Here is a 12,360-nt window from a genome sequence, read left to right on the forward strand (position 1 = left end):
CATTGAAAACAGCCGCTTGATAAGATAACTTGAAGTTGCTTGTTCACGCGCAAATAGAGTGACGCTTTTTTCCGTGGCCCATGCGTTTTAGAGTATCACCTTATATATGCGCTACACAGTAGTTCGGGGAGTAACTCAGCCTGGTAGAGTACCTGCTTTGGGAGCAGGGAGTCGCAGGTTCAAATCCTGTCTCCCCGACATTCACACTTCAACCAGCACATTTTCCCCTTCCACCTTGCAGGGAAAAATTTTCACCTTTTCGCCCGGAATCATCGGTGACTGACCGGTTGTGACATCAAACTGATGCCCATGCCAGGGACAGGTGACAACCGTTCCTTCGAGGTCCCCTTCCCCCAAGGGTCCACCCCTATGGGGGCAGGTATTATCGATGGCGCAAAACTCACCATCGATGTTGAAGATGGCAACGGACTGCCCCCCCACCTCAACCGCTTTTCCCTCTTTTTCGGGGATATCGGATTTGTTGAGAGCCTTGATATATTCACTCATGGTTTCCTCCGCGTTCAAACAAGTTACTTTTTGCCCTACAAACTTAAGCTCCCAAGCCGCTTCATCCGCCGCCGCGGCTAAGGCTTGGGAACCCTTATAGCGCGTTTTTTACGGCAATTTCAACATTTCGTTTAAACCCTTCTCCCTTCACCCTTTTAACGGCGCTCCCCCTGAACTGCCGCGAAAAATCCTCCCGCGTTATCGAGGCCAGCCGGTTTAAATCGGGATTAAAATTTCCCGGCCGGGGATCAAAGCGCGTCTCGCCGGATAAGGGAATCTTGCCGTTCCAGGGACAGACATCCTGACAGATGTCGCACCCGACGAGGTGATGCCCCATTTTCTTTTTAAGCTCCGGTGAGATTTCGCCCTTATGCTCAATGGTCAGATACGAAATGCACCGGGTCGCATCCATCTCATAAGGCCTTAACGCCTGCGTGGGACAGGCGTCGATGCAACGGGTGCACTTGCCGCAATAGTCGGGAGTCGGTGCGTCGGGGGTTAATTCAAGATCGGTGAGGATCTCGCCGATAAAAAAAAAGAGCCGAGGTCCTTATTGATGAGGCAGGTGTTTTTGCCGATCCACCCAAGGCCGGCGGAGGCGGCGTAACTCCGTTCCAGAATCGGGCCGGTATCGACGTATGATTTCATTCGGGCTTGCCCTGAGCGAGCCCCTCGATTTTCGCTCGGGGCGAGTCGAAGGGCCTGGCTTCTAATAAATTCTTCTAAAATCCCCAATTTTTCCAAAAGTATCCCGTGATAATCATCCCCCCAGGCGTAATTTGAAATCCACCCCCTCCCCTCTTCCCGGCAATCAACCGACCGGGGATGGCCGCGATGATAATTTAAGCCCACGCAGATGAGACTCTTTGCCCCTTCAAGCACCTTTTGCGGATCACCCCTTTTTTCCTTGTTGCGGGCCAGCCATTCCATCGTCCCGGCGTATCCTTTTTTCAGCCATTTTTCAAAAAAAGAAAAATGGTCGTGTGAATCGGCCGGGGCGATGCCGACGAGGTCGAAACCCAGTTCTCTTGCCCTCTCTTTGACCAATTTGGTTAGGTTCAAGGTAGTCACAAAATCAATTTCAAATGTCAAAGTTCAAATGTCAAAAGAAACGACAAGTTCAAATGACAAATTATAAACGATTTTTTGAAATTGTTTTTTTGACATTCCTTTGAACTTTGGAATTTGACATTTGACATTTGACATTGTTTTAAACCAAAGATCTCTTCCTAAACCGATCTCCCGCCTCTCTCTGTTTCCCCCACCCGAATTTGCCGACCAGTTTGACAAAACGGCATCCTCCCAGATTCTCGACAACCGGCTCGCCGTTCCGGCGCGTGACGCGCGCCAGATACTGTTCGTCTTCATCGCCGATGGGAATGACCAGTCGCCCCCCCTCTTTCAACTGGTCAAAGAGCGGCCGCGGGAGTTCCGGCGAGCCGGCCGCCACCAGAATGCCGTCAAACGGCGCCGCCTCGGGCCAGCCGTTTGTCCCGTCCCCCACCCGCAGGATGATGTTGCGGTAACCGAGTTCCTTCAAGTTCTTCCGGGCATTGAAGGCAAGGCCCTTGATCCGCTCGATGGTGTAGACCTGCCGCGAAAGCGCGGCAAGAATCGCCGTCTGATACCCGCACCCGGTGCCGATCTCCAGGACAGCCTCGGTTCCCACAAGGGTCAGCGCCTCGGTCATCAGCGCGACAATATAGGGCTGGGAAATCGTCTGCCCCTCCCCGATGCCCACAGGGTAATCGCCATAGGCCTGATCCCATAGCGCCTGCTCGACAAAGAGATGCCGGGGGATCCGCCCCATCACCTCAAGCACTTTGGGATCGCGGACACCGCGGGCCATCAACTGTTCCTCCACCATCCGTCGGCGCGCGACGGCAAACTCGGAGGAATCACGATGTTTTGGTCCCATCATATAACCCTTTAAGTCTTGGGAGGCATGGAAGGTTTCTTGAACTGTTTGAGCGCACCTTAATACATATCGCCAATCCCGCCAAGTTGAAGTCCAGCTCCCGTGTAAAGTGGCGATCAGACAGACCGCGATCCGCCACACTGTAAGGCGGACTGGAATGCCTTCCGAGACTGAAGGGTTACAATTTCCATTGTTTGATCCCGCTGAAAAACCGGTAATCGGTCAAATCGACCTGAATGGGGGTGACCGAAATTTTCTTTTGCCGGTAGGCATTGCAATCGGAATTCGGGATGTTCTCAAACACGTCGGGATTCCCCCCGATCCAGAAATAAGGGCGCCCCCGCGGATCGATTTTTTCCACAATCACATCGCCGTAGTTGTGCTTTCCCAGAATGGTGAACTCATATCCCCGGATTCTCCCTTTCGGCAGATTGGGAACATTGACATTCAGCACCACTCCTTTGGGAAGACTCTCTTTTTGCACTTTTTTGGCCAGTTTGACCGCAAAAAGGGCCGCCACATCGTACTTCAGCGGCTTCCCGTTCCGAATCACCGAGACGGCAATGGATGGAATCCCCATGATCGCACCCTCCATCGCCGCCGAAACAGTTCCGGAATAATGGACATCCTCCCCCAGATTGGCCCCCTGATTAATGCCGGAGACAAGCAGATCCGGTTTTTTGCCGAGAATCTGGTGAACCCCCAGCATGACGGCGTCGGCCGGGGTGCCGTCGACGGCATAAGAATCGGAGCCGACTTTTTCGACCCTTAAAGGACGGTGAAGCGTCAGCGAATGGGAGGCGGCGCTTCTTTCGGTAGTGGGGGCCGCGACAACAACCCTCCCCCCTTTTATGGTCTTTAGCGCCGAGGCAAGGGCCTTGATGCCGGAAGAATCAACGCCGTCATCGTTGGAGACAAGGATAAGCATTTTCAATAAATATTAACATCTACCATAATCGCATCGTGATCGGATACCGGTTTCCCGGCAGATTTAAGCCCCCCTATCACCTTCGGCGGGGAGGCGCCTGTTGCGGGAGAGGCCGGCTTTAATCCCCTGCCGGCCAACCAATCAAGCTTGAAGGAGGCCTTCCCACCATGTTTTTTCAGCTTGTTTTCCGCAACCTTGCGACACCATTCCGGAACCACTTCTTGCATCAGATAATTGCCACGCATGTCCTCCACCGTGTAATGGAGTGTCCCGACTCCCGGTTCATTGAAGTCTTCGTAACCAAATCCCGCTTCCCGCAGACGTCGGAAAAGATGCCGGTCATAAAAACGGTGAGGATAGGGATAATGATCCTCGATCACCCGGTCGGCGCCGTGAAACACCTTGAACCAGAATCCGCAAAAGGCAAAAAAGGCATGGCGGGCATTGTAGGAACTGGTGTTCAAGTCCCCTCCCAAAAGAACCGGATGCGGATTTCCCTGAAGTGAATCGAGCACGGTTTTTATCTGGGCCCCCCTCTGCCTCTGCGAGGAGTGCGCATCGAGATGGACGCAGGCAACCGTCACCTTTTTAAACGGAAAATCAACCTCGGCGACGAGGCTTTTCTGGCAACCGATCCTTTTTTCCTTCCCTTTCATTTTGTCTTTGCAATTTTTCAGAGGAACGATTCTCAAGTTTTCCATCGGATAGCGGCTCAAAATCGCATTGCCGTGCAAGCCCAGGGCGTTTTCCCCCTCGATATGGTCTTCCACCGAGTTTCCCTTGCAGAGGTTGAGATACGAAGGGGCGAAAAAATAGTTCATGCCGAGCACCAAAGCCAGTTCACGGGCGACATTCAGGTTTTGCGTCCTTGCCATGCCGATGTCGGTCTCCGAAAAAAGAAAGATATCCCCCTTCGAAAGTTCGGGATGATGTTTCAAGGTTTGAAGAATGCCGTTGAACTCAAGCCCCCGCTCGATATTCCAGGCCACAATACGGTAGAACGGCTTTTTTTGAGGTCTTCCGGGGGGAGAGTAAAAGCCGTGCTCAATCCCGCCCGCGACCCGTTCGATCTCGTCTTTCAAGCCACGGTAGACGAGCGATTTTTTCAGGCGCCGGGTGGAGGAAAAATGCGCCAACTCGTCAAGATAATCCCGCAGTCGATGGGTTAAAAGATATTCCGAAATGGTCACCACACAACTTTATTCGGCCTGTTTGATGGCCTCTTGTTCGTAGGACTGGTATCGCGCCTTGTATTCGGCCTCCTGATCGCGGGGGCGGTTGGCATGGGCGGTTACGGCCGAGTTGATCTCGCTTGCCAGGGATGATTTGCTTTCATCCATCTTGAAGAAAGCGCTTAAGGTGTTTCCGCCGGCGTCGTACCAGTAAAACCAGATCCCCTTTTCCCCCTCGATGGCCCCCCGTATTTGATCCAGAATGCTGTAGGAATCCCCCGATTTCTGGAAGCTCACCTTTGTCTTTTCCTTGAATGGGGCGTTCCCGCTTTTGCAGACCGCCTTGTAGAGGCCGTCCGTAACCGTCAATGTCTGCTCCGCAACCGGCGCCGGTTCCGCCGATCCGCCTTCGGCGGACGGGGCGGGCGCGGGGGCGTTGGCCGGCTCGTCCGGTTCCTCCGCCGGAGCCGGATCGCCGGCTGGAGCCGGTTCACTTTTGGGAACCGGTTCGTCTGCCGGGGCCGGATCAATCGTTTGAGCCAAACTCATGCCGGAGACAAAAAAGAACGAAGCGAGAACAAAGAGAAGGATTATTTTCATGCGGGCGAGACTAGCAAAAAGGAAATGAGTGGGCAAATAAAAAACAGGATTAAATCCCCCCTCGCCCCCCTTTGCTAAAGGGGGGGGGTGGGGGATTTCAAGATCTTGAACACCTCCGAATACCTTAAGACCGGCGGCAGTTTCAGGCCGGGGATATTTGTCGTCACAAAGGCCGAGCTTGCGGTAAAAAACATCCCGCCGTGGGTCCCTTTGAGTCCGCCATGGAGTTTGGAGGAAAAGCGGGTGACCGGATCGCCGAATTCGTAATCGTCCCGGGTGGAACAGAGGATGGTCGCCGGATTTTTCACCAGGGTGAAAAAGGCGTCGTAAATCCGCCGGAGGGCGTCGGGATAATAATGATGATGGGTGGCCTCAAACCACCTGCGGTCGGAGGCAAAACCGCCGGGGTTGACATCGCCATAGTTGAGCGGATCGCCGGTTATCTCCACATACCTGAAATGTTTCCCGCCGGCAGTGAAATCGATCCGCGCCTCGCCTCTTTCTTTCGAAAGAACGCGAATAGACTTCCCCTTGACGAAAAAAGTCAGATCGTTTCCGGACAACTCATTTAAAATACGCGCCACCGGTTCGGTGTCTTCCTTGTGCGTAAAAAAACTGGCCCCGCTGATGTTCCCCCATTCCGTCACCACCACCGATCGGTCCCCATTTAAATTTTTGGCCAGATGGTACCCTTTCTCCTTCAGCATCTTTTCCAGCCGCCTCGTTTCGATTCCTTTCAGGTGCCGGTAGTGAAAACCGTGGTCGGAAAAAATAACCACCTTCAATTCCCGGCCGAAATCCCGCCGGTACCGGGCGCGGATCGTGTCGAGCCTTTTAAAGATATGCCTCAAGATATGGGCATGCCTTTTTTTCCCCAGAACGTGGGCCGTGCCGTCGGTGCCGCCGATGTAAAAAAAGAGGGTCTTTTTTTCCGGGTGTTTCCAGAGATGCACCTTAAGGCGGTCGATATCCCGCTGAACGGAAACCCCGGGGGCGGCGTAGATGAGAAATTTCTGTCCAAACGAATGGCGGTAAAAATCGAAGAATTTTTCATAGTCGTTGTAATTCTCCTTGAGGGCCGTCAGAAGGCTCCCCTTTACCCTGTCATCGCCGTAGGAATAATAGATGGCGTCATAACCAAGCGCCCTGTCAGCCCCGATCGGCATCATCATGCCGGTAAATCCGGAGGTGGTGGTGGAGGGAAAGGGGCTGATGACAAGCGAAGGCGCCGAGTAGCCCGCCATATAACCTTTGTCGTAGAGTTCCTTGACCAACGAATAAGGGATGGCGTCGAGGGCAAGGGTGAGGGTCTGGTCCGCCCGGGGTCCCGGAACCCGATCCGTTTTCGCAAAGGCGCTCCCGGAAAGAAAAAAAGAGGCGGCAAGGAGAATTCCCAACGGGAGTTTTTTCACCATCAAAGCCACCCTTCTTTTTCATACCATTCCCGGGCTTTCACAAATCCGCTTTGCAAATCGGTAAGGGAATCGAGCCGGAATTTTTCGACGATGCGCGGATCGCCGCAGGTCCAGTCCGGGCAAAGGAGCTCCTTGTATTTTTCGCGCGTGAGAAAAGGGGCGTAGCCGAAAATCCTTCCCCCCGCCTCTGAGGCCAAGGCACAGGCCTTGGCCGCCCAAAGGGGAAGATTTATTTTCCGGACCGGCCTTTTGTGGACCCGCGCCGCAATCTCAACCACCTCGTCCCAGTTGTACCCTCCCCTTCCATCGTCGGGGTGATAAGGGCCGGGGCCGGGCCGGCTGTCCTTGACAGCGGCAACCAGAAGACGCGCCAGATCGTTCACAAAAATAAAACTCACCCTTTGAATCCCTTTGGGAAAATGCGCCAAAAACCCCCTTCGAAACATCTTAAACAACCTTAACGTCTCCGGATCCCCGGGGCCGTAAACGATGGGAGGGCGGACAATCGTTACGGGAAATTGATCACGGCAGGACAATAAAAAATTCTCCGCCTCCAGTTTGCTCTTGCCATAGTGGCTCACCGGCCCTGTTCCCTGCAGGTCTTGCCCACGCCGATTCGGGCCACGGGCCGAAATGGAGGAAACAAAGACAAAATTTTTGAGCGTTGCCCTCTTTAAGGCGCAAACCAGTTTTTTCGTCCCCTCAACATTGACGCGATAATACTCCTCTGCTTTAAGCGCCTTGATGAGCCCGGCATTATGAATCACCCCGTCCACCTCCGGGAGGATAACATCCGGTTTGTCGAGCGCTTCAAGCGAGCCCGGGACGAGTTGCACCCCCATTTCTTCGAGAAACTTTCCCCGGGCGGGGGAACGGACGAGGGCACACACCTTATGCCCACGGTCAACAAGCTCCCGGGCAAGATGAGAACCGACAAAACCGGTGGCGCCGGTTAATAAGATTTTCATAAGAACTGCAACTGCGAGAAAGCAGAGAGCAGAAATCGGAGAGCAGAAATCGGATAAACCATCTGATTTCGGCTTTCCGCTCTCTGCTTTCTGATCTCTCGTCTTTGCCTAAAGTTCTTTTTCATAAACCCTGTATTTCTTGTACACCTCCGCCCCCATGAAACCGATTCCATGGTTGATCTTTTCGTTGTCTTCAAGCGTCCATGAGAGCTCGCTGTTCCAATAACCCAGCTCGCGGCTCCGGCGGCGCATTTCCACGTACAAAAGAACCGCCAGACCCCCAAGAACACCGGCCCGGAATTCTTTTTTGATCCCGAGCAGGGCCACCCTCGCGCTTTTGATTTTGCGCCGCTTCAGGCGATAGAGAAACTTGAAAATTCCAAAGGGAAACAGGCGGCCGTTCAGATCACGGATCGCCTCGTGATAATTGGGAATGGCAATCGAGATGGCGGCCGGAATACCGTTTACCTCGGCGATGAGGGCTATCTTCGGATCGAGAATCATCTTGAGGTCTTTGGCCCCTTTTTTTATCTCGGCCTCGGTCCAGGGGATAAATCCCCAGTTCTTCGACCAGGCCGAGTTGAAAATATCGCTGACAATCCGGATTTCGTCTTCCATTCTTTTGAGATTCATCTCGCGAATGACCAGCCCTGGGTGCCCGCAAACCGCTTCGGCAATCCGGCGGGCCGCCTCCGGCACCTCGCACCGGGAGTCATATCTCCAGGCGAGGAGTTCCTTCACTTTGACAAACCCCGATGAGCCGATCAGCCTGTCATAATAGGGGGGATTATGGGCCATGAACGGAAACGGCGGCGAATCGAAGCCGTCAACCAGCACGCCGACCTCTTCGTTGATCGAAAAACTCATCGGCCCGCAGATTTTTTCCATGCCGCGGCTCTTAAGCCATCTTGAAGCCTCCTCAAAAAGGGCCGCCGAGACCAAGGGGTCGTCGACGCAGTCGAAAAAACCGAAGTGGCCCGTCTTTTCGGCATACCGTTCGTTATGCAGGCGGTTGATTTGCGCCGAGATCCGGCCGACCGGTTTTCCGTCTTTGAAGGCAAGAAACAGACAAGCCTCGGCGTTTTGAAAAAAAGGGTTCTTTTTCGGATCGATCATCTCCTTTCGTTCGATTTTCAACGGGGGAATCCAGTGCGGATCATGCTTGTAGAACCGATAAGGAAATTCGATGAATTCTTTTCGGAGCGATTTGGAACTAACGGCAACTACTTGGATCATTCACGCCTCCTCTAATCCGTCTCACCGGATTCGTCAATAATTAGAATTGATTTCCGGCCTCTCTTAACTATTGATAAAAACAAGTCTTTGCGATAGCAGGCCGGGTCTTGTGAGCGAGGATCGGATTTAATCCGTCCGAGCGAGCTTTGGACCAATGGCGGTCCCAGTGACCCCCACGATGTTTTTTCAAAAGCGGAACCCTTTTGGAATCAGAGCGAGAGTGTCAAACAGATGGGGATCTATCCTCTCTATCAACCGCTCGACCGCAATGACGGCCCCACTGCCGTCATTGAAGGAAAATCGGTCATCATGGCCGGTTCCAACAATTATCTCTGCCTGACCATTCATCCCGAGGTCCGGAAAGCCTCTGCCGATGCGGCGATGGAATTTGGAACAAGCTTTACCGGTTCACGCCTCTTAAACGGCACGCACCGGCTTCATGGCCTCCTCGAGGGCCAACTGGCCGACTTTTTCGACAAAGAAGACAGTCTCGTTTTTTCCACCGGCTATCAGGTCAACCTCGGCGTGATTTCGGCGCTGGTCGATGAAAATTCGATTCTCTTCATGGACAAAGGCGATCATGCGAGCATCTACGACGCGGCCCGTCTGGCCCGGGGCAAGGTTGTCCGTTTCGACCACAATGACGAAAAAGCGCTGGAAGAGGCCTTCAAACAGGCCGACCCCGCCTTGGGAGGCCAACCTGGCCTGGGGAAAATCGTCATTGTCGACGGCGTGTTCAGCATGGAAGGAAATCTCTGCCGTCTTCCCGAAATTCTTTCTGTCTGCAAAAAATACAAGGCCCGTTTGATTGTCGACGATGCCCATGGCGTCGGGACAGTCGGTCCGGGGGGGCGCGGCACCTCCCATTATTTCGGCCTCGAAAAAGAGGTCGATCTGATCATCGGCACTTTCAGCAAGACCCTTGCCTCCATCGGGGGATTTGTCGCCGGTGATGCCAAGATTATCCATTACATCAAACATTTCGGGCGTTCGATCATCTATTCCGCCTCCCTGCCGGCGCCCAACGTGGCGGCGGTTATTTGCGCGCTGAAGATCATGCGAAGAGAGCCTGAACGGGTCGAGCGGGTGATCGCCAACGGCCGTACCATGCGCGAGGGCTTAAAGTCGATCGGCTTGAATATCGGCATATCCGAAACGCCGATCGTTCCGATTATTATCGGCGATGAACTGTTGACCCTTACCTTGTGGAGAGAACTTTTGAATATGGGGGTTTACGTGAACGTGGCCATTCACCCGGCTGTCCCGCGCGGGAAATCACTGCTACGCACCAGCTACACCTCGGAACACACCCGCGAGCACCTGGATCGGGTCCTGGATATCTTTTCCTCACTGAAGAAAAAACATAACCTGTAGGGGCAATTCATGCATTGCCCCTACCCCAAAACACCCAGCGCCTTCTTGTTATCGGCGGTTGCAAGGACAACCAGCGATTTGCCCCCGCTGGCCGTTGCATAGCAGGCATGGATGCCGATGTTGTTCTTCCCCAGTTTTTGGGCGATCTCCAAGAGGGTCCCCGGTTTGTTGTCGCACTCGACCAGGATCACCTCTTTTACGGTTCCGGCAAGTCCGGCGCTTTTAAGCGTTTCACTTACTTTTGCCTCGTCCTCGGCAATGAGCAGAACTTTTGCCGTCCCCTCTTCGGCCCACGCGCAAAGCCCCAAAAGGTTCAACCGCTTTTCGGCAAGAGGGCCGCAAATTTTGGCCAACTTGCCGACTTCGTCCTTTGTTTCGATCCATATTTCTTTTCCCAAACGTGCCTTAGCCATATAATCAGGTGAATAGTGGATGGTGAATAGTGAATAGTCATTGGATGAAACCCGTCAATGGACTACCCACCATCTACGATCCACGATCCACGATCCACTCAAAACCGGTGGATGATAAGGCGATTTTTGGGTTGTGTCAAACGATTGCTTCCTCTATTGAATCTCCATGCCCCTCCCCCTCCTGAAAATCATCACCTTCAATGTCTATCTTTTGTGCATCGGGCCGTTCTGCCTTTTGCGCGAGGTGCCGGATATCGAATCCCGTCAGGCGCAGATCGCGGTCTGGCTGAAAGAACAAAATGCCGATATCGTTTTTTTGCAGGAGGTCTGGCAGGCGGAACAATTTGATTATCTTAAGAAAGAAAGCGGCTATCCGTATGGAATCTATTTCGGCCCTCTCTCCGAGATGGGGATTTTGAGCCGCACCCCGATCACCGGCGCCGACTATATCCCCAACCGCTGGCAGGGATCGTATGCGGAGGACTGCAAAAAGGGGGTGGTCGGCTACCGCTACGGGCTTGGGGTGGCGACAGTGGACGTGCAAGGGACGGAAATATTCCTCGCCAACACCCATCCCATCGCCCGGCGGGGGGATGTCGAGGGTTTTCGCGAGTCGGCCGACCGACTGACCCCCGAGAGAAAATTTCTCCTTCTCGAATACCGGTTGTTGCTCAAAGACCGGATCGCGACACGACCCGTTCTCTTTGCCGGCGATTTCAACATGAATCGTCAATCGGCCGAATATGATTTCTTCAGGCGCCTTTTTCCCTTAAACGACGCAGTGGCGGCGCCACTGGCGGTGGAGGAAAGAAAAGGGGATGAACCTTTCTGCAGTTATTGCGAATCAAACCGATATGCAAAAAGACAGGGAAATCCCAGCGAACATGTCATCGACCACATTTTTTTCAACGGTTTTTTTGAGCCGGTTTCGGCGCGGATTGACTTTCCAAAACCCGATCTGTCGGACCATCAGCCGGTAGAAGCGACTCTGCAAATAAACTTGAACCCTCCGCCCACTTCAGCTCCCACAGTGGATCGATTGCCTCCGGAGGAGATTGACTCCCTGATCGCCTATTTCGAAAAGGTTTCCCTCTCCCCTTACTGCTATTTGTCTTACGAACTCGGCTGGATTCAGAAACAAAAGACATTGCATCTCCTTAAAGAGCTCAATCGCCGTACACAATATCGTCAAACCAGACATCATTTAAATCGTTGGCGGGGAGGTTTGTCATATCTATCGTCACAGCCACAATGTTCGACTCCGCAGGCGAGGTCCAGTCGGTGTCATATTTCCCCGATAAACCATCGATAGTCAGACCCTGAAAGCCTTGTGAGAGAGATACATTCGCGCCACCAGGCACCGGAACCCCTGCGGGGGAAGCGGGGAAATGAACGGTTAGGCTTTTCAATACCTTGCCTCGCGGCAGAATGAACATTCGATATACTTTGGCCGGGGTCTCGCCGTCGGGGCGCGGAAAATCAATGGTGAGATAGTGGTTGCCGTTACTGGTCGGGTCTGTAGCGGTCGTCCAATCCGCCAAGTACCAGTCAATGCCATTCACGCTATCCGGATAGCGTCCCGTCAACAACCCGTCGGGCCTTTCCCCGTCATCGAAATCGACCGTAAAGTCTCCCGGGTCCGGCAACGGCGGAATAACAGGGGGAAACACCGGGGCCAGATAAACCTGAAACTCCGTGAGGCCCACGTTTGTCCCCGGCAAGGGGGCGAGCGTGCCCGGAACCATGTCCGAGAGCGCGTTCCGGGTCACCGTAAACTGTACCCAAGTCACGGTCTTGGGGGCATCAAAAATCACTTCGCGCATCGCCCC

11 protein-coding genes, 1 tRNA gene and 1 pseudogene are annotated in these 12,360 nt (G+C 53.6%); 3 read left to right on the plus strand and 10 right to left on the minus strand.

The features are described from left to right. The first annotated feature begins 124 nt into the window (after positions 1–124). Positions 125–198, plus strand: a tRNA-Pro gene (locus HYU99_01615). Between the two features lie 3 nt (positions 199–201). Here the strand turns inward: HYU99_01615 and HYU99_01620 are convergent. From HYU99_01620 to HYU99_01660, 9 genes and pseudogenes are all read right to left on the minus strand, one after another. Continuing rightward, complete coding sequence (locus HYU99_01620; protein MBI2339051.1) at positions 202–507, minus strand: non-heme iron oxygenase ferredoxin subunit; 306 nt, start codon at positions 505–507, stop codon at positions 202–204. A 94-nt stretch (positions 508–601) separates the two neighbouring features. Next, a pseudogene (queG, locus tag HYU99_01625) lies at positions 602–1,587 on the minus strand (tRNA epoxyqueuosine(34) reductase QueG). A 130-nt stretch (positions 1,588–1,717) separates the two neighbouring features. Then, the gene (locus tag HYU99_01630; GenBank protein MBI2339052.1) at positions 1,718–2,425 is read right to left on the minus strand and encodes a protein-L-isoaspartate(D-aspartate) O-methyltransferase; all 708 of its coding nucleotides are present in this window, start codon (positions 2,423–2,425) and stop codon (positions 1,718–1,720) included. A gap of 178 nt (positions 2,426–2,603) precedes the next feature. Next, a complete protein-coding gene (gene surE / locus HYU99_01635) occupies positions 2,604–3,353 on the minus strand; it encodes a 5'/3'-nucleotidase SurE (protein ID MBI2339053.1) in 750 nt (249 codons plus the stop codon). 2 nt (positions 3,354–3,355) lie between these two features. Continuing rightward, positions 3,356–4,546 (minus strand): endonuclease/exonuclease/phosphatase family protein, encoded by a 1,191-nt coding sequence (locus tag HYU99_01640; protein ID MBI2339054.1) that lies wholly within the window; start codon positions 4,544–4,546, stop codon positions 3,356–3,358. A 6-nt stretch (positions 4,547–4,552) separates the two neighbouring features. Beyond that, positions 4,553–5,125 carry a hypothetical protein gene (locus HYU99_01645; protein MBI2339055.1) on the minus strand — a complete coding sequence of 191 codons (573 nt, stop codon included), beginning with the start codon at positions 5,123–5,125 and terminating at the stop codon, positions 4,553–4,555. 74 nt (positions 5,126–5,199) lie between these two features. Beyond that, entirely contained in the window at positions 5,200–6,540 is a 1,341-nt protein-coding gene (locus tag HYU99_01650) for a hypothetical protein (GenBank protein ID MBI2339056.1), read from the minus strand. Further along, a complete protein-coding gene (locus HYU99_01655) occupies positions 6,540–7,508 on the minus strand; it encodes an NAD-dependent epimerase/dehydratase family protein (protein ID MBI2339057.1) in 969 nt (322 codons plus the stop codon). Before HYU99_01655 ends, HYU99_01650 begins: the two co-directional genes overlap by 1 nt. A gap of 108 nt (positions 7,509–7,616) precedes the next feature. Further along, the gene (locus HYU99_01660; protein ID MBI2339058.1) at positions 7,617–8,744 is read right to left on the minus strand and encodes an N-acetyltransferase; all 1,128 of its coding nucleotides are present in this window, start codon (positions 8,742–8,744) and stop codon (positions 7,617–7,619) included. Positions 8,745–8,975: 231 nt separating this feature from the next. Here HYU99_01660 and HYU99_01665 point away from each other — a divergent pair, with 231 nt between their 5' ends. Beyond that, positions 8,976–10,118, plus strand: coding sequence for a pyridoxal phosphate-dependent aminotransferase family protein (locus tag HYU99_01665; GenBank protein ID MBI2339059.1), 1,143 nt, complete (start codon positions 8,976–8,978; stop codon positions 10,116–10,118). 20 nt (positions 10,119–10,138) lie between these two features. Here the strand turns inward: HYU99_01665 and HYU99_01670 are convergent, their stop codons facing one another. After that, positions 10,139–10,531 carry a hypothetical protein gene (locus HYU99_01670; protein ID MBI2339060.1) on the minus strand — a complete coding sequence of 131 codons (393 nt, stop codon included), beginning with the start codon at positions 10,529–10,531 and terminating at the stop codon, positions 10,139–10,141. A gap of 166 nt (positions 10,532–10,697) precedes the next feature. Here HYU99_01670 and HYU99_01675 point away from each other — a divergent pair, with 166 nt between their 5' ends. Continuing rightward, positions 10,698–11,843: an endonuclease/exonuclease/phosphatase family protein gene (locus HYU99_01675; GenBank protein MBI2339061.1), complete on the plus strand. Its 1,146-nt coding sequence runs from the start codon at positions 10,698–10,700 to the stop codon at positions 11,841–11,843. Positions 11,844–12,360 lie beyond the last annotated feature (517 nt).

This window comes from Deltaproteobacteria bacterium, from assembly GCA_016183175.1.
Taxonomy (GTDB): domain Bacteria; phylum UBA10199; class UBA10199; order UBA10199; family SBBF01; genus JACPFC01.

Bases quoted from the DNA above. Each gene is read 5' to 3' on its own strand.
- HYU99_01675 (MBI2339061.1), top strand. From the start codon at position 10,698: ATGCCCCTCCCCCTCCTGAAAATCATCACCTTCAATGTCTATCTTTTG.
- HYU99_01620 (MBI2339051.1), bottom strand. From the start codon at position 507: ATGAGTGAATATATCAAGGCTCTCAACAAATCCGATATCCCCGAAAAA.
- HYU99_01660 (MBI2339058.1), bottom strand. From the start codon at position 8,744: ATGATCCAAGTAGTTGCCGTTAGTTCCAAATCGCTCCGAAAAGAATTC.
- HYU99_01655 (MBI2339057.1), bottom strand. From the start codon at position 7,508: ATGAAAATCTTATTAACCGGCGCCACCGGTTTTGTCGGTTCTCATCTT.
- HYU99_01645 (MBI2339055.1), bottom strand. From the start codon at position 5,125: ATGAAAATAATCCTTCTCTTTGTTCTCGCTTCGTTCTTTTTTGTCTCC.
- HYU99_01630 (MBI2339052.1), bottom strand. From the start codon at position 2,425: ATGGGACCAAAACATCGTGATTCCTCCGAGTTTGCCGTCGCGCGCCGA.
- HYU99_01650 (MBI2339056.1), bottom strand. From the start codon at position 6,540: ATGGTGAAAAAACTCCCGTTGGGAATTCTCCTTGCCGCCTCTTTTTTT.
- HYU99_01665 (MBI2339059.1), top strand. From the start codon at position 8,976: ATGGGGATCTATCCTCTCTATCAACCGCTCGACCGCAATGACGGCCCC.
- surE (MBI2339053.1), bottom strand. From the start codon at position 3,353: ATGCTTATCCTTGTCTCCAACGATGACGGCGTTGATTCTTCCGGCATC.
- HYU99_01670 (MBI2339060.1), bottom strand. From the start codon at position 10,531: ATGGCTAAGGCACGTTTGGGAAAAGAAATATGGATCGAAACAAAGGAC.